This is a genomic window from Pseudomonas sp. LB3P93, assembly GCF_054898025.1.
Window position 1 is genome coordinate 2,794,793 of sequence record NZ_CM142713.1, and the last position, 16,844, is coordinate 2,811,636.

The following is a 16,844-nucleotide window of genomic DNA, read 5'->3' on the forward strand; positions in this document are numbered from 1 at the left end:
AAAAAACCATGGCCTTTACCGTCGAACTGGAAGAGTGGGTCGGCAGTGTCTGGCATCGCTTTATCACCCGGCGCGCCAGCCCGGACTTTCCCGAAGCCCGGGTCGAACTGGCCAGCCAGCAACGCCCGCTGGCGCTGCTGTTTCGCGCCATGGGCGGCGCCAGTGGCGTCGGCGTGGAAGCCGCCAGCGACCGCGATCTGCTGTTGCGCCGCAACGTGCTGCAGCAGATCGCCGGCACCTGCAAGCAAGTGCCCCTGGCGTGGTGCGACGAGACCAACCTTCGTCTGCCGTCGAGCCTGGCGGTGTTTCCTGAAGTTGCACTGAACGAAGAGCTCTATCGTTGGCTCGCGTTGCTGGCGGCCCAGGCCGGCCAGATGCGGCACTGGGGGCGGGACAATCAGCGCTGGACGCAACAGCTGTTGCGGCGCTATCCGGCGTTGCGTGCTCGTTATAAACGCCTGGTCGATGCCCATCTGCAATTACGTCCGGATCCAGCGACGCTGAACCCTGGCGAAGCAGCGTTGGAGCGGGCGCTATGTCAGGCGTTGCGCGAGCCGGGTAGTGTCGAACATTTTCCCCGCAGCGAACGGGCGGCATGGCCGCTGCCGCTGTGGCTGTACCCGCCACAAAACCTCGGCAGCCCGCAGGCTGCCGACTTGGGGGACAAGTCGGAAGAATCGCTGACGACCCCTCCCGGTGAGCAGAAAGGCGGGAACAAACGCGCCAAACGGATCGATGAAGGCAGCCGCGACGGCGGGTTGTTGATCGTGCGCCTGGAGAACCTGTTCAGCTGGACCGAACACGTCGACCTGGATCGCTGGTCAGACGACAGCGAAAACCCGGACGCGGCCAGAGTCGCCGAAGATCTGGACGAGTTGAGTCTGTCGCGCACCCGTCTGCGCAAGGGCGGCGGCCTCAAGCTGCACCTGGATTTGCCGCCCGCCGATGTCGACGATATTCCCCTGGGCGAAGGCATCAAGTTGCCGGAGTGGGATTACCGCAAACAGCAGATGCAAGACGCCTTCGTCAATCTGCAAATGATGGTGCCCCGCGATTGTGAGGCGCAGCCATTGCCGCCACGGCTCAAGGCATCGGCGCACCGTCTGCGCCGCCAGTTCGAACACCTGCGTAATGATCGCCAATGGTTACGCCAGCAACCGCAAGGGTCGGAACTGGACATGCAGGCCTGGCTGGATTTTCACGTTGAACGCGAGCATGACCAGTGCGCTGAACGCGGTCTGTTCATGGAGCAACGCCAGACACGCCGCGACCTGGCGTGCCTGTTGCTGGCCGACGTGTCGATGTCCACCGACGCCCACTTGAACGATGAGCATCGGGTGATTGATGTGATCCGCGACAGCTTGCTGTTGTTCGGCGAAACCCTGTCGGTGCTGGGCGATGATTTCGCCCTGTACGGGTTTTCTTCGCTGCGTCGTCATCAAGTGCGCATGCAAGAACTCAAGTCCTTCACCCAGCGTTATGACGACAACACCCGAGGTCGCATTCAAGGGCTTAAACCGGGTTATTACACGCGCATGGGCGCCGCCATCCGCCAGGCCACCCAACTGTTGGGCAAGAGCAAGCGCCGCAGCAAACTGTTGTTGCTGCTGACGGATGGCAAACCGAATGATCTGGATTTATATGAGGGCCGTTACGGTGTTGAAGACACCCGCGAGGCGGTGCTGGAGGCGCGGCGTCAGGGGTTGACGCCGTTCTGTATCACCATTGATCGCGAGGCCGGGGATTACCTGCCATACATGTTCGGCGCCAATGGCTATACCTTGATCCGCCAGCCCGAGCAACTGCCCCTGCGCTTGCCGCAGTTGTACCGTCAGTTGACCCAGCCTTGAACCCGGGATTGAGAAACGCAGCATCAAGTGATGCTGCGCGGCAGCCAGAAAAACATCGCCACGCAGAAGATTGTCAGGCCGATGCAGAACCACGTGAATCGGCGCAATCGACGCTGCGCCGTGTGTGCGGCCAATGCCGGCAGAGGCATGCCGCATTGGCGGCATTCGGATTCCTGCGCTGGATTGGCGTGTTGGCAATACAAACAGACGGGCATGGCACTCACTCGAACTGTTCCAGGCGCAGACGATCAAGAATGGCGATCTGGCGGCCGTCCTGGGTGATGATTTTTTCATCAATCAGGCGACGAATGATCCGCGAAAAGGTTTCCGGCTGGATCGACAGATGCCCGGCGATCAATTGCTTGGCCATCGGCAGCTCGAATTGGCTGTCAACCGTCTGCAAGCGCACCAGTTGCGTCAGCAGGTAACGCACGACCCGGTGGGTGGCGTTTTTCAGAGACAGGGTTTCGATTTCATTGACCCGCTGGTGCAAGCGGACACAAAGCTTGCCCAGCAGCGCAAAGGTCAGCCGGCTATTGCTTTGAAGCAGGCGCATGTAGGTGCTGTTGGATAACCGGTAGAGCTGAGTGGGGCAGACCGCCTCGGCGGAGGCCACATAGTTTGGAGTGTCCATCAACATCATTGCCTCGGCGAAGGTTTGTCGATCGCCGATGACCTCAAACACTTTCTCCTGCCCATCGGGTGTCAGCCGGTAGATTTTCACCGCCCCGGCAATCACAAAATAGAACGAGTCGGCTGGCTCGCCTTGACGGAACAATGGCTCGCCTTTGTCGATGCTGAGCAAGTGGCTGGTACTCATCAATTCATCCAGCTGTTCTTCGTTCAACGGCTCGAACAAATGATGACTGCGCAGAATCTGGTGATGGACACGATGAAGCACCATAAGAATTCATCCTGAAGGTTAAGAAGGGGGCGGTTATCAATTCAAACGAAGCCCAGAGAGACGCGGCTGGCCAACGCCAGGACCGAGGTCAACACCACAAACCAGGCCAGTGGCTGGATGACTTTTTTCATGACGACTCCTGAGATTTAGAGGGATCTGAGGTTTCTTGAGTTGCAAAAGCATGAGCAAGACACGGGCCATGCCTGGAGGCCCTTGTTTATTGGGGGTGTTAGACGGAAGGGTAAAAAACACCATCGCATATAGGGTAAAAACAACCCTGTAATGGTCATTTGTACCCTGAGCCGACCACCCTGTGGCGAGGGAGCTTGCTCCCGCTGGAGTGCGAAGCGCTCCCAAAACCGACATCCGCGGTAAGTCAGTTTGGAACGCGTCCACCGGTTTACGGCTGCTGCGCACCCGAGCGGGAGCAAGCTCCCTCGCCACAAGGAGCTGCGCTCGGCCTTTGTTCTGTACCGAGGGCACGCCCCTTGCACACTTGATCTGCGACAAAGGCAATTGATCGCTGATACCCGATGATTGACCCACGTATTGGCCTCGGCGCTTGCGGGTTAGCGCCAGGTCAGCAGCAAGGTAAAGGAGTGGCTTTATGCAAGTGCTTGACCGCCGTAAAGCGATGGCCATCGCGCCGCTGTTACGTCTGGCCTTTCGGCCGTTCTTCCTCGCGGGCTGCCTCTTGGCCGTGCTGGTCATTCCGCTCTGGCTGGCCGCCTTCAGTGGCGCCCTTTCCGGCTGGCAGCCGGCGGGTGGCTGGCTGGGCTGGCATCGACATGAATTGTTGTTCGGGTTCGGGTTGGCGATCATCGCAGGCTTTTTGCTGACGGCCGTGCAGACCTGGACCGGTCGCCCCGGCATCAGCGGGCGCCCGCTGGCCGCGCTGGCGTTGCTGTGGTTGCTGGCGCGCGTGGCCTGGCTGGTCAACGCGCCGTGGCCAGTGCTCGCTGTGTTGGAATTGGCGTTCCCGCTGGCGGTGGCCGCGCTCATGGGGTTCACCTTGTGGAAGGTGCGGCAGAAACGTAACTACCCGATTGCCGTTGTGTTGCTGTTGTTGGCGGCAGCCGACGGGTTGTCCCTGTACGGCTTGCTCGAAGGTCATGAAGGCTGGCAGCGTCAAGGCGTGCTGACCGGTATCTGGCTGGTGGCGGCGATGATGGGGTTGATTGGCGGGCGAGTGATTCCATTCTTCATCCAGCGCGGCCTCGGCAAGGTCGATGGCGTTACCCCTTGGCCTTGGCTGGACTGGCTGCTGCTGATTGGCTCGCCCCTCGTGGCGTTGTTATATGCCGCCGGCCCTGCGCTTGAGCCCAGTTTCTGGGTAGGCCTGTTGTTCGCCGTGTTGGCCGCCGGGCATCTGGTGCGTCTGGTTCGCTGGCATGACCGCGCACTCTGGCATGTGCCGTTGCTGTGGTCGTTGTACCTGGCGTATGCCTGGTTGGCGGTGGCCTGTCTCGGAATGGCGCTGTGGCATTTCGGCGTGCCGGTGAACCCGAGTCTGGCGGTGCATAGCCTGACGATCGGCGCCATGGGCGGCCTGGTGCTGGCGATGGTCGCGCGGGTCAGTCTGGGTCATACCGGTCGCCCGTTGGAGCCGCCGTCGGGCATGACCCTGGCGTTCATTTTGCTCAACCTGGCGTGCCTGAGCCGGGTAGTGTTGGTCCTGTTCTTTCCCTTGCCTGCGTTGTGGCTGGCCGGTCTGTGCTGGGCGCTGGCGTTTGCGCTGTACGCCTGGCGCTACGGGCCGATGCTGCTGCAGGCCCGGGTGGACGGTCATCCGGGATAAGCAAGCGAACTAAAGGAGGCTGCCGGTGATGTATCCCTTTTTACTGGTCACCCACTTGCTGGCGGCGATTGCCTTCATCGGCACTCTGTTTTTCGAGGTGGTGATCTGGCATCACGCCCGCCAGCAGTTGGCGGACACCTCACAAACGACGGCGGATCAGGCCATTGCCGTGCGTTCGCGCAAGGTGCTGCATGGCGTGGTGTTGCTGTTGTATGGCGCCGGCATCAGCCTGGCGTGGCAACACCGTGGCGTATTGAGTCAGCCGTTGGCCAGCAGTTTTGGCACGTTGCTGAGCCTGAAAATCATCCTGGCCCTGAGCATCATCGGCCATTACTTCCTGCTGGCGTACTGGCTGAAAAGCGCACGACTGACCACGACCCGCGCCAGCTGGATTCGTCGCAGCATCCTCGGGCACATGGTGTTGATCGTGATCCTGGCCAAGGCCATGTTCTATTGGCACGGTTGAACGCACGTTGTTCCTGACAAACAAAACCCGCGTCAACCTATGGGCTGACGCGGGTCGGGTGTGACCGGCAACCGATCAATGGCGAGGGTTCAGGGCGTTAACGAACAACACGTTGTTTTCCAGATGGATGTGTTGCATCAGGTCATCGCGAAACTCCAGCAGCCCACGATAAAGGGCACGCCAGGTGTTACAGGCATCGGCAGGCGGGGTGATGTTATTGGTCAGCGCAAGCAGCCTTTCCAGCGCTTCGCCATGTTGATCATGCTCAAAACGCAGCACCTGGATCGGCGGTGCGGCCTGGGGGCCGACACCCTGTTGCAACATCGGGAAGAGCACTTGTTCTTCCTTGAGCATGTGGCCTTCGAGTTCTTGCTGAATGTCGGTCAGGAGGTCGGCCAGGCCGTTGGGGCAACTGCTGCGCGCGCCGTGGACCTGCTCGACCCGACGGGCCAGGCGGATCAGTTCAGGCAGTTGCTCGCGGTGGCGAGCGTGGTAGCGCGTGAGCAGGTGAGCGATCAACACGTGCGACGGCTCGTTGCGCCAGTCAAGTTGGGTTTCGCCAGTGTCTTGCAGAATGTGCAGGGCATCGGCAATCAGTATCGGGTCGAGGTCTTTGCCCAGGGCTGCTTCACGCAGGCTTTTATGGCCCCCGCAGCAGAAGTCCAGTTTGAAGGTGTGGAAGATCCGGGTGGCACCGGGAATGTCACAGGCCAATTGGCCGAGGCTTTGTTCCAGCAGGGTCTGGCTCATCAGGGTTCCTTGTTTGGATTTCAACGGTTCTCCAGGCTCATTGCATCCGGCATGCCATATTTAACGGGTTGATAAATAGGCATTAATTTTTAGTTGTGGTGATAGTCACCCTGACGGCTTAGGGTGAATCCAACCATTGAGGGTGATTACTACCATGCTGCGAGAAAGCCTGGCGGCCGACCTGATTGTCGAGTTGCCCAATGCCGTACGGTTCCAGCGACTGGTCCAGACCCTGCGCGAATATTTCAACAGCGGCGCCGTGGGATTGCTGCGTCTGGACGAGGACAGCCTCAGGCCTGTCGCGACGGTGGGGTTGGTCCATGAAGCCTTGGGACGCCGGTTTGTCATCGCTCAGCATCCTCGTCTGGCCGCGATCATGGCGTCACGCGAGCCGACGTGGTTCGAGCCTGACAGTCGCCTGCCGGACCCTTACGACGGCTTGCTCGACGACCATGTCGGTGAACCGTTGCCGGTGCATGACTGCATGGGCGTGAGTTTGTATGTGGAGGGACGGATCTGGGGGGCAATCACCCTCGATGCGCTGCATGCCGGAACCTTCGACAGCCGTGCACGGGAGGAGCTCAAGCGATGCACTTTGCAGATCGAAGCCGCCGTGCGCGTCACCCGTCTGGAACAGGAAAACCGTAGCTTGCGCTTGTCCCGCAGCGATCTTCAAGACGTGCGCCTGCCTGCCGATGAAGGCGAAATCCTTGGCCAGAGTGAGGTGCTGCACCAGTTGCTCAATGAGCTAGATGTGCTGGCCGATTCCGATCTGCCAGTGTTGCTGCTGGGCGAGACCGGCGTCGGCAAAGAGTTGTTTGCCCGGCGGTTGCATCGTTTGTCACGGCGCAGCCACAAGCCGTTGGTACAGGTCAACTGCGCGGCGCTGCCGGAATCGCTGGCAGAGAGCGAGTTGTTCGGTCATGTCAAAGGCGCCTTTTCCGGCGCCACCAGTGACCGCGCCGGACGTTTCGATGCCGCCAACGGTGGCACGCTGTTTCTCGATGAAGTCGGTGAGTTACCGCTAAGCGTTCAGGCGAAGCTGTTACGCACGTTGCAAAATGGCGAGATCCAGCGGCTGGGGGCGGACAAGCCGTTGCATGTGGATGTACGGATCATCGCCGCGACTAACCGGCACCTGCCGGACAGCATCCGCGACGGCCTGTTTCGCGCTGACCTGTATCACCGGCTCTCGGTGTACCCGGTGCCGATTCCGCCCCTGCGCGAGCGGGGTAATGATGTGCTGATGCTCGCCGGACATTTCCTTGAGCTCAACCGGGCGCGGCTCGGCTTGCGTGGTTTGCGCTTGTCGCCAGCCGCCGAGCGGGCCTTGCTGGCGTATACCTGGCCGGGCAATGTGCGCGAGCTGGAACATGTGATCAGCCGTGCGGCATTGAAGCAGCTCAGTCGCGGCACCAGTCGCGCGCTGATCATGACGCTGGAGCCGCAAGTCCTTGATCTCGACAGTGCGGTGGGCGCGGCGGGCATCAGCGTCGAGCAGCCGCCGGCGGTCACGTCTGATTCGCCGTTCCAGCCCTTGAGCGACGCCGTTGACGAGTGTCAGCGACAAAAAATTCTCCACGCCCTGAGTCTTTCCGCAGAGAACTGGGCCAGCGCCGCGCGACTGCTGGACGTCGATCCCAGCAATCTGCACAAACTGGCCCGGCGGCTTCGTCTCAAGTAAGCCGGAGCGATGCGGCATGTTGATGGCGATCAAGGAGGCTTAGCCCGGTGGCTCGCACACTGGGCAAAATCCTTCGGAGATCACCGTCATGCCACTTTCCCTGGCCCAGATGCGCCGCAACTACACCCTTAACGGCTTGCAGGATGAAGCTGCGCTGGACGATCCACTGGCCATGTTTCGCCAGTGGATGCAGCAGGCCCGCGACACTGAGTGCGCGCCTGTCGAGGCCAATAGCATGATGTTGGCCACGGTCGACGGTGACGGGCGTCCGCACTGCCGGGTCTTGCTGCTCAAGGGCTTGAGCGACGATGGCTTTACGTTTTTCGGCAATTACCAGAGCGACAAGGGCCTGCAACTGGCGGCTAACCCGAATGCCGCCATGACGTTTTTCTGGCCGGGGCTGGAGCGTCAGGTTCGGATTGAAGGCCAAGTGTCGAAGCTCGATCCGCAACTATCGGACGCCTACTTCGATTCCCGTTCGCTGGCCAGTCGCCTGGGTGCCTGGGCCTCGCCGCAGAGCCAGCCGCTGGCCAGTCGGGCAGCGCTGGAATCGCTGTTGGCCGACACTCTCAAGCGTTTCGTTGGCCAGACCGTGCCGCGACCCGCGCATTGGGGCGGCTACTGCCTGCACCCGGAGCGCCTCGAGTTCTGGCAGGGGCGCGCCGACCGCTTGCATGACCGGCTCGATTACCGGTTGCGCGATGGTGTATGGCAGCGAAACCGCCTGGCGCCTTGAGCTCCATTATCAAACTAGCGCAGAACCTGTGGCGAGGGAGCTTGCTCCCGCTCGGCTGCGAAGCAGTCGTAAAAACTGCAGACGCGTTCTACTTGAAGAATTGCATGGGCTGGTTTTGGGGCCGCTACGCAGCCCAGCGGGAGCAAGCTCCCTCGCCACAGGTTCTGCGTCCGGCACAATCTTCTTATGGCCCTGTAGAGGTACCTCGTTGGAGGAATAGGCCCGGCCGAAATTCCGGTTCAGGCTTGGCCAAACCCTCATCTACGGGAAGGCTTGGATATGGCCCATTTGGCGCAACGCACATTTGAACCCCTGAACATCGCCGTGCTGACCATCAGCGATACGCGCACCTTCGACACCGACACCTCAGGACAGACTCTGACGGATTTGCTGCAAACAGCCGGGCATGTATTGATCGACCGGGATCTGGTCAAGGACGACATTTATCAGATCCGCGCCACCGTTTCCCGGTGGATCGCCGACCCCAAGGTGCAAGTGGTGTTGATGACCGGCGGCACCGGTTTCACCGCTCGTGACAACACCCCCCAGGCGGTCCTGCCACTGCTCGATAAACATGTCGAAGGTTTTGGCGAATTGTTCCGGCAGGTGTCCCTGGCGGAAATCGGTATGTCCAGCTTGCAGTCGCGGGCATTGGCCGGAATGAGCAACGGCGTGTTGGTGTGCTGCGTTCCGGGTTCGCCGGGGGCCTGTCGGACAGCCTGGAACATGATCCTCCTGGAACAACTGGACAGTCGCACCGGCCCGTGCAATTTCGCCCCGCATTTGAAGCCGCAAACGCAACGCGGCATTGATGCCTGCGAGACGCGCTCATGACTGGCCGGGTGTGCGACCTCGGCAACCTGATGCCCGTGGACGAGGCCATCGACCGTTTACTGGATCAGGCGCCGCCACCACCCCTGGCGCAAATGATCGGTCTGGATCAAGCCTTGGGCCGGGTTCTGGCGACGGACATTCATTCCCTGGTGAACCTGCCGGCCTGGGACAACAGCGCCATGGACGGTTATGCCCTCAGGGCGGCTGACCTGCCTTCGCAGGGTGGAGACTTGCCCATTGGCGGGCGAATTGCCGCCGGGGATCAGGCCTGCTCACCGTTGCCCGCGCAGCAAGCGGTGCAGATTTTTACCGGCGCGCCATTGCCTGCGGGTGCCGATACCGTCGTGCCGCAAGAGCGCTGCCGGATCGAGGGTGAGCGCGTCTGGTTCCCGTCGGTTACGGCGGGCGATCACGTGCGCAAGGAAGGTGAAGAGGTCCGCCGTGGGGACCTGTTGCTCAAGGCCGGCAAACGCCTGCGCGCACAAGAACTGGGGTTGCTGGCTGGCGCGGGCGTGGCACGGGTCGCGGTTTATCGACCGTTGCAGGTGTGCTTGCTCAGCAGCGGCAATGAGCTGCGCGAGCCGGGTGATGCCTTGGCGCCGGGGCAGATTTACAACAGCAATCGCTATTGCCTGGCTGCGTTGTTGCGTGGCTGGGGCGTCGAGGTGCACGACTACGGCGTCATGGCGGATGAGTTGGCTGCCAGCCGCCATGCCTTGAGCCTGGCGTCTTCGGAGTGCGACTTGCTGCTGAGTTCCGGTGGTGTATCGGTCGGCGAGGAAGACCACCTCAAGCAAGCGATTGACGAGCTGGGCAGCCTGGATTTCTGGCGGCTGGCCATTCAGCCGGGTAAACCGCTGGCCTTTGGCGAAGTCGCCGGCAAACCCTGGATCGGCATGCCGGGCAATCCTTCGGCGGCGCTGATTACCGCGTTGGTGGTCGTGCGTCCGTTCTTGCTCAGGGCCCAGGGCGTCAGCGACGTGTTGCCCACGCCTTTGGCCGTGCCGGCAGGGTTCGACTGGTTGCAACGCAACAAGCGCCGCCAGTACCTGCGAGCAAGGCTGACGCCCGGCGCCGACGGCCAATTGAGCGTGGAGCTGCACCCTCAGCAAAGCTCGGCGATGTTGACCGCTGCGTGCTGGGCCGACGGGCTGGCGGTGATCGAGTGCGAGCAGCAAGTGCTCAAGCACGACAACGTGATGTTCCTGTCCTTCGCCGAGCTGATGCATTGATGGCAATTGATTGTCGTCAAGGCCATGCCGGCTGGTCTGGCTAGACTGTGTGGCGAGGGAGCTTGCTCCCGCTGGGTCGCGAAGCGGCCCTGTTATTTAGGCCTGCTGCGCAGTCCAGCGTCGGAACGCCGCCCGGAACAAGCTCGCTCGCCACAAGCGCATCCCAGCCATGACTGATTAGGCCCCGGACTGCGCTTTTTCATGAGGATTACCCATGCAACTGGTTTGTCCGGCAGGGAATCTGCCTGCGCTTAAAGCGGCGGTGCGCCAAGGCGCGGATGCCGTGTATGTCGGCTTTCGCGATGACACCAACGCCCGGCATTTCGCGGGCCTGAACATGGATGACAAGCAGTTCGACGCTGCAGTCGCCCACATCCGTCAGCATCAACGCAAACTCTACGTCGCAGTCAACACCTACCCGCAACCCAAGGGCTGGGAACGCTGGCAGCGGGCAGTCGATCGTGCTGCCGACTTCGGCGTGGATGCGCTGATCGCCGCCGACCCCGGGGTGCTCAACTATGCCAGTCAGCGACACCCGCAACTGGCGTTGCACCTGTCGGTCCAGGGCTCGGCGACCCATGCTGCGGCGCTGGCGTTTTACGCCGAGCGCTACGGCATTCGGCGCGCGGTGCTGCCACGGGTGCTGTCATTGGCGCAGGTCCGCCAGGTCGCTGCCAGCAGCCCGGTGCCCATCGAAGTCTTTGGTTTTGGCAGCTTGTGCATCATGGCGGAAGGGCGTTGCCACCTGTCTTCCTACATCACCGGCGAGTCGCCAAACCTGTGCGGTGTCTGTTCGCCGGCCAAGGCGGTGCGCTGGAGCGACGACGCCGACGGCTTGAGCGCACGGCTCAGTGAAGTGCTGATCGACCGCTACACCCCCGACGAATCCGCCGGTTACCCAACCCTGTGCAAAGGCCGTTTCCTGGTCGGCGGCAAACGCTTCCATGCGCTGGAGGAACCCACCAGCCTCGACACCCTCGACTTGCTCCCGGAGCTGACCGCCATTGGTGTCGAAGCGGTAAAAATCGAGGGTCGTCAGCGCAGCCCTGCCTATGTGGAGCAAGTCACCCGCGTCTGGCGGGCGGCACTGGATGCCCATCGTGGTTCACCGGGCAGTTTTCGGGTCAAGGAGGAATGGCGTCAGGTGCTGGCCGGTTTGTCCGAAGGCAACCAGACCACCCTGGGTGCTTATCATCGATCATGGCAATGAGGGACGGAACATGAAGCTCAGTCTTGGACCGGTCCTGTATTACTGGGACAAAGAGCAACTCAGTCACTTTTACGCCGAGATGTCGGCCTTGCCCCTGGATGTGATTTACCTGGGGGAAACCGTGTGTTCGAAACGCCGGGCCTTTTCACTGGATCAATGGCTGGGGCTTGGACGCGAGTTACAGGAATGCAGCCAGGCACAGTTGGTGCTCTCCAGCCTGACGCTGATCGAGGCCGCGTCCGAACTCTCCAGCCTGCGTCGGCTCTGCGACAACGGCCAGTTGCTGGTGGAAGCCAACGACATGGGCGCGGTGCAGTTTATGGCCGAGCGCAAGTTGCCGTTCGTGGGCGGTTCTGCTCTCAACCTGTACAACGGTCATACGCTGGCGCAACTGCTGGACTGTGGGATGACCCGATGGGTGCCGCCCGTGGAATGTTCGGCGGCGCTGATTGGCGATGTGCTCGAGCAGGTGCGCGAACTGGGCCGTGAGGTTCCGGAAGTTGAAATCTTCGCCTATGGGCATTTGCCCTTGGCCTATTCCGCACGCTGCTTCACGGCCCGAGCGGAAAACCTGCCCAAGGACGACTGCCGGTTTTGCTGCCTCAACTACCCCGACGGCTTGCCACTGACCAGCCAGGAAGGGCAGGCGCTGTTCACCATTAACGGTATTCAAACGATGTCGGCCGAGGTGACCAATCTGCTGGCGGATTACGCCGGGCTGGTGGCCTGTGGCGCCGATCTGTTGCGTCTGAGTCCCCGCGCTCAGGGCATGGCCGAGGTCATTGGTGCCTATCAACGGGTTCGTCTGGGCGAGGCACCGCCGCTGTTCGTCGATGGCTGCAATGGCTACTGGCATGGCCAGGCCGGCATGTTGCGCGTCGAGGAGGTCGGCCTGTGTTGAACCGCAAAAAATGGCTGTTGAAGGGCGCCGACCGGTTACTGCCGCTCGTACGCCGGGTGCCCTTTGCGGTGCAGCGCCTGGCGTTGCAGCAGGGGCTCAATCGCTGCCTCGCCGAGCCGTTGCGCGATGGCGAATTTGAAGTGTTGCGCGGGCGTTGGTTGTGCCTGCGGATCCCGGACCTGGGCTTGTCCTGGTACTTGACGCTCACCCGTGAAGGCTTGCGGATTGCCGAACACGCCACGGCGGATGTGACCATCAGTGGCAACTGGCGAGAGTTTTTATTGCTGGCCAGCCGTCAGGAAGACCCGGACACGCTGTTCTTTCGCCGGCGTCTGGTGATCGAGGGCGATACCGAGTTGGGGCTGACGCTGAAAAACCTGATCGACAGCCTTGATCCTGACGTCTTGCCAGTGTGGCTGTGGCGCAATCTGGAGCGGGCAGGGAAGGGCTTGGCGGCGCAGTAGAACCTGCAAACACCGATCAAAATGTGGGAGCGGGCTTGCCCGCGATGGCGGTGGCACATTCAACATTGATGTCGACTGTTATATCGCTATCGCGGGCAAGTCGAATCGTCGCACCGCCGCTCCCACAGGGTTTTTTGTTGTCCCTTAGGCCATCGTTTCCTGGCGTTTTTCATGCTGGCGGGCATCACTGGCAATCAACTGCTTGATCTCTTCAAACAACTCGTCACCCTGCGCCTGCGTGCAGTCCTCGCCATACCGCTTGCGCAGCCCGTAATGGCTGAGAATCAAGTGCACATCCGCGTGCAGCCCGTGTTGCTTCAGGCAGTTTTCGACGCATTGCAGCGGGCAGCCGTCCAGCGCGAAGATCCGTCGTCCCGAACGCGCCTTGTTGACCAGCGCTGCCACATGCCCGCCGACCCCAACGATGCAGGACATTTCAGCCACACCGCTGCGATCCAGTCGCACGGCCAGGGTGTTGGCCAGTTGGGCGACGTTAGAGCAGCCTGAGCAGGCGTAAATCAGAGGCAAGGTTGAACGGGGCATGAGCACTCTCCGTGGATGGACTTCTTCAGTGTGCAAGGTCGGTGGCAATGCGCATTGACTGCGGTCAATTGCGTCTATTGGAACGCCGCGAGGTCGTCTTCGGCGAGGATGCTGATATTGCGTCGTTCCATGGCGATCAGGCCGCTGTCCACCAGACGGTGCAAGATCCGCGAAAAGGTTTCCGGCTGAATACCCAGTTTCGAGGCGACCAGGCGTTTGGACACCTGCAAGACAATCAAACCGCTGACCGGGTTGCGTTCCTGGAACAGAAAATTGATCACCCGACGGCTCGCGCTGGCCATGGTCAGGGTGTCGATGTCGCGCAACCGCAAGTGCAGATGAACACTCATGCTCGCCAGAATCGCCAGGCAAACCTTGGGCTGGTCTTCGAGTGCATTGCGGTAATGGGCGCCCTCGATCGTCACCAGTACGCTGTCCTTCAGCGCCGTGGCGCTCACCGGGTAGAGGCGGGCCTGGCTGAACAGCAGGGCTTCGGCAAAGGTCTGGCCGGGTTGAATGATCTCCACCAGGTTTTCCTGACCTTCGCCCGTGAGGCGGTACAACTTGATCTGGCCACTGACCAGCAGGAAAAAGCGCTTCGCCGGATCGCCCTGGTGCATCAGCGTGCTGTGACACGGCAGGCGCTTGAGCATGGCCAGGGCACAGACTTCCTCGAAGATTTTCTCCGGCAGTTGGCTGAACAGATGATGACGGCGCAACGTTAAAACGATGGAAGGGTGGGTCAGCATGGCGTACCTCCGCTGACGGTCATAGTAGAGAGCAAGCGCCGAATGACCTATGCCTCTGCCGGCCTACCTCCAAGGAGGCATACCCTTCAGCCCGCACTGCGCAGATGCTCCATGGCCCACACCGCCGCTTCGACCCGTGAACGCAAGCCGAGTTTGTGCAGCAGGTTTTTGACGTGAACCTTGACCGTCCCTTCTGTGATGCCCAGTTTGTGTCCGATGACCTTGTTGCTGAAGCCGCTGGCGATGGTTTTCAACACCTGGCGTTCGCGCTCGGTCAGCTCAACCACCGCTTGACGCGGCGGAGAGCGCAACGCTTGGGCCATGACTTGGGTCAGGCCAGGGCTGATGACCAACGCGCCGTTCAGGGCATCGCGGATGTACTGGATCAGCAGTTCGGGCTCCATGTCCTTGAGCAGATAGCCGTCGGCGTCCAGACGCAGTGCATCGCGAATATCGTCCTCGGCGTCCGACACGGTGAACAGCAGCACCTTGCCGGTGTAGTGCTGGGCCCGTAATTGACGCAGGGTTTCAATCCCGTTCATCTGCGGCATGTTGTTGTCGAGTAAAACCAGGTCCGGTTGCAGTGGCTCGATCAGGGTGAGCGCTTCTTCGCCATGGTTGGCTTCGCCGACAATCAGGAAGTCATCTTCGAGTTCGAGCATCTGGCGAATGCCGCGACGCATCATGGGATGGTCGTCTACCAGCAGGATTCTGTGTTGCGGGGACGGGTTCATGTGACGCTACCTTCTATTTGCTGTCCGAGAAACTCGGGGTGGAATTCCAGTTGGACGCGGGTCCCTTGCGGCGTCCTCGAAAATATCTGCAACTGGCCGCGCAAGCTGCGCGCCCGTTCATCCATGATGTTCAGGCCGTGGTGTTCGCGTTGGTCGACATTGCCGCTGAAGCCACGCCCGTCGTCTTCGATGATGAGCCTGACGGTTTCTCCGTCCTGACGCAGTTCGAGCCAGGCGTTTTGTGCGTGGGCGTGGCGCAGGCAATTGGAGAGCGCCTCGCGGGTGATCTGCAAAATGTGGATTTGCTCGCTGGCCGAGAGCTGGAAGGCCAATGCATCGACGTGCAGGTGCACCTGGAATTCCCCGCGACGGGAGAACTCCTCAGCGGTGTCCTTGAGTTCCTGCACCAGGCCCGCATCATTGATCTGCAAGCGAAAAGTCGTCAGCAGTTCGCGTAACTGGCGGTAGGCATTGTTCAGCCCCTCGCGCAGTTCGGCAGCGACGTTTTCCAGGGTTTCCACCGGTTCGCCACGGCGCATCAGGGTTTGCAGGCGGCTGACTTGCAGCTTCATGTAGGACAGGGCCTGGGCCAGTGAATCGTGCAGTTCCCGGGCAATGATCGTGCGTTCTTCGAGCAACAGCAGGCGATGGTCCTGCTCCCGTTGACGCTTGAGCGAGAGCGAGGTGCCAATCAGGTTGGCCAGGGCCTGGATCAGTTGGGTTTCCCAGGCACGCGTCGGGTGTCCATCGACAAAATGCGCCTTGAGTTCGCCCAGCTCACTGCCCTGGTTGCTGATGCTGAACGTTTGTGGACTGGCTTTATGGTGCTTCTGGCACGTGGCACAGTCACTGCTGGCGCAGACTTCCCGGATGTTCGCGCCATGCAGGGCGAGCAACTGCTGCGCCGGTGCCTGCGATTGTCCTTGCAGGCACAGCGACAGGCGCAAACCGGGCAGGCGTTGCTGGAAGCGTCGAATCAACTCATCCAGCCCCTCCGCATTGGCCAGGCGGGTGGCCAGGCTTCGGCTGCTCTGGTAAAGCAATTCCAGCGCCGCGTTGGCTTGCTGCAGGTTCAGGGTTTTTTGCTGGACCTGGCTTTCAAGCGTGCGATGCGACTCTTCAATCGTTTCGGCCATGGCGTTGAAACTGGTGGCCAGCTGGCCCAGTTCGTCCTGGGACTGATGGTTGACCCGCACCTTGAAATCGCCCCGACGAAAGCGCTGGGTGGCGGCCACCAACTCTTTCAAGGGCGTGATCACGCCACACTGCAGTTCGTAGAGCCCAAGCAGCAGGACGATCATGGTGGTGAACAAGGCCATGCCCTGGATCACCTGCTGCCAGCCTTGCTTTTGTTCGCTTTCGCGCTGCAACAGGTTGACGAACTGGTTCAGTTGTTCAACGAAGGGCAGGGCCTGGACCTGAAAATAGGCGGCATCGCCGCGCTCAAGTGCCGGGCGCAAATCCTCGTTCCAGTGCTGCTGGATCTGCCCATAGCTGATTTGCAGCGCGGTGGCCGGGCCATCTTCCAATACAGCCTTGAGTGAATGGCTGTTGAGACGGGTTTGCAGGCTGTCTGAAATGGCGGCGATTTCGCCGGTCGTTGCACCCGCGGCCAGTTTCCAGCTCAGGTGGTACGTCTCCATGCGCACCGAGCCTGCAGTGTTGATGGCGGCGGCATCGCCCTGGCTGAACCAGGCGATCAATCCGGCGCTCAACGAACTGGCAAGGGCGAGTATGGCGATGAGGATCACCGCCAGCCCGGCGCGAGCGGGCAGGGAGCTGCGCAACCAGCGCAACATCAGCGCTGATCCTGGGGGAAGACACGGAAACTGAGCATACGGCGCCCCGGAATGCGGTTTTGCATCCAGTCCCGGGTGCGCTACCTCTAAAGAGTTGTCGACGGCTCCCTGTCAGCAATGATGTCGCTGTAAAACCTTAAGAGTCTGATAAATAAAGGCTTTGCAGCTATCCATGAACTACCTCCTTAGA

17 protein-coding genes are annotated in these 16,844 nt (G+C 61.0%); 10 read left to right on the top strand and 7 right to left on the bottom strand.

All coding sequences use genetic code 11. From position 1 onward, the window contains the following. Positions 1–8 precede the first annotated feature (8 nt). On the top strand, positions 9–1,850 hold the full coding sequence (locus ACYZT8_RS12670) for a nitric oxide reductase activation protein NorD (protein WP_461981571.1): 1,842 nt from the start codon (positions 9–11) through the stop codon (positions 1,848–1,850). 23 nt (positions 1,851–1,873) lie between these two features. On the opposite strand, the gene ACYZT8_RS12675 is transcribed toward ACYZT8_RS12670, so the two are convergent. Both ACYZT8_RS12675 and ACYZT8_RS12680 read right to left on the bottom strand, forming a co-directional pair. Next, positions 1,874–2,065 carry a protein DnrP gene (locus ACYZT8_RS12675; protein WP_461982440.1) on the bottom strand — a complete coding sequence of 64 codons (192 nt, stop codon included), beginning with the start codon at positions 2,063–2,065 and terminating at the stop codon, positions 1,874–1,876. Between the two features lie 5 nt (positions 2,066–2,070). Next, on the bottom strand, positions 2,071–2,754 hold the full coding sequence (locus ACYZT8_RS12680; RefSeq protein WP_461981573.1) for a Crp/Fnr family transcriptional regulator: 684 nt from the start codon (positions 2,752–2,754) through the stop codon (positions 2,071–2,073). A 607-nt stretch (positions 2,755–3,361) separates the two neighbouring features. On the opposite strand from ACYZT8_RS12680, the gene ACYZT8_RS12685 reads away from it, so the two are divergent. Further along, a complete protein-coding gene (locus ACYZT8_RS12685) occupies positions 3,362–4,552 on the top strand; it encodes an NnrS family protein (protein WP_461981575.1) in 1,191 nt (396 codons plus the stop codon). A 28-nt stretch (positions 4,553–4,580) separates the two neighbouring features. After that, positions 4,581–5,018 carry a CopD family copper resistance protein gene (locus tag ACYZT8_RS12690; protein ID WP_461981577.1) on the top strand — a complete coding sequence of 146 codons (438 nt, stop codon included), beginning with the start codon at positions 4,581–4,583 and terminating at the stop codon, positions 5,016–5,018. A 75-nt stretch (positions 5,019–5,093) separates the two neighbouring features. On the opposite strand, the gene ytfE is transcribed toward ACYZT8_RS12690, so the two are convergent. Further along, positions 5,094–5,768 (bottom strand): iron-sulfur cluster repair protein YtfE, encoded by a 675-nt coding sequence (gene ytfE, locus ACYZT8_RS12695; RefSeq protein WP_461981579.1) that lies wholly within the window; start codon positions 5,766–5,768, stop codon positions 5,094–5,096. Positions 5,769–5,922: 154 nt separating this feature from the next. On the opposite strand from ytfE, the gene norR reads away from it, so the two are divergent. The 7 genes from norR (at position 5,923) to ubiT (ending at position 12,829) form a co-directional block, all read left to right on the top strand. Beyond that, on the top strand, positions 5,923–7,452 hold the full coding sequence (norR, locus tag ACYZT8_RS12700; protein ID WP_461981581.1) for a nitric oxide reductase transcriptional regulator NorR: 1,530 nt from the start codon (positions 5,923–5,925) through the stop codon (positions 7,450–7,452). An 88-nt stretch (positions 7,453–7,540) separates the two neighbouring features. Beyond that, positions 7,541–8,188, top strand: coding sequence for a pyridoxamine 5'-phosphate oxidase (pdxH, locus tag ACYZT8_RS12705; protein ID WP_461981583.1), 648 nt, complete (start codon positions 7,541–7,543; stop codon positions 8,186–8,188). A 279-nt stretch (positions 8,189–8,467) separates the two neighbouring features. Continuing rightward, entirely contained in the window at positions 8,468–9,022 is a 555-nt protein-coding gene (moaB, locus tag ACYZT8_RS12710; RefSeq protein ID WP_461981585.1) for a molybdenum cofactor biosynthesis protein B, read from the top strand. Further along, positions 9,019–10,254: a molybdopterin molybdotransferase MoeA gene (locus tag ACYZT8_RS12715; protein ID WP_461981587.1), complete on the top strand. Its 1,236-nt coding sequence runs from the start codon at positions 9,019–9,021 to the stop codon at positions 10,252–10,254. The genes moaB and ACYZT8_RS12715 overlap by 4 nt, the downstream gene beginning before the upstream one ends. 214 nt (positions 10,255–10,468) lie before the next feature. Continuing rightward, positions 10,469–11,464 (top strand): ubiquinone anaerobic biosynthesis protein UbiU, encoded by a 996-nt coding sequence (ubiU, locus tag ACYZT8_RS12720; protein WP_461981589.1) that lies wholly within the window; start codon positions 10,469–10,471, stop codon positions 11,462–11,464. Positions 11,465–11,474: 10 nt separating this feature from the next. After that, the gene (locus tag ACYZT8_RS12725) at positions 11,475–12,365 is read left to right on the top strand and encodes a U32 family peptidase (protein ID WP_461981591.1); all 891 of its coding nucleotides are present in this window, start codon (positions 11,475–11,477) and stop codon (positions 12,363–12,365) included. Further along, positions 12,359–12,829, top strand: a complete 471-nt coding sequence (ubiT, locus tag ACYZT8_RS12730) for a ubiquinone anaerobic biosynthesis accessory factor UbiT (protein ID WP_461981593.1) — start codon at positions 12,359–12,361, stop codon at positions 12,827–12,829. The genes ACYZT8_RS12725 and ubiT overlap by 7 nt, the downstream gene beginning before the upstream one ends. A gap of 144 nt (positions 12,830–12,973) precedes the next feature. Here the strand turns inward: ubiT and ACYZT8_RS12735 are convergent, their stop codons facing one another. From ACYZT8_RS12735 to ACYZT8_RS12750, 4 genes are all read right to left on the bottom strand, one after another. After that, the gene (locus ACYZT8_RS12735) at positions 12,974–13,372 is read right to left on the bottom strand and encodes a putative zinc-binding protein (RefSeq protein WP_461981595.1); all 399 of its coding nucleotides are present in this window, start codon (positions 13,370–13,372) and stop codon (positions 12,974–12,976) included. Between the two features lie 74 nt (positions 13,373–13,446). Next, complete coding sequence (locus tag ACYZT8_RS12740; protein ID WP_461981597.1) at positions 13,447–14,121, bottom strand: Crp/Fnr family transcriptional regulator; 675 nt, start codon at positions 14,119–14,121, stop codon at positions 13,447–13,449. Positions 14,122–14,207: 86 nt separating this feature from the next. Continuing rightward, positions 14,208–14,855, bottom strand: coding sequence for a two-component system response regulator NarL (gene narL, locus ACYZT8_RS12745; protein ID WP_461981599.1), 648 nt, complete (start codon positions 14,853–14,855; stop codon positions 14,208–14,210). Continuing rightward, on the bottom strand, positions 14,852–16,654 hold the full coding sequence (locus ACYZT8_RS12750) for a HAMP domain-containing protein (RefSeq protein WP_461981601.1): 1,803 nt from the start codon (positions 16,652–16,654) through the stop codon (positions 14,852–14,854). The genes narL and ACYZT8_RS12750 overlap by 4 nt, the downstream gene beginning before the upstream one ends. Positions 16,655–16,844: the final 190 nt, after the last annotated feature.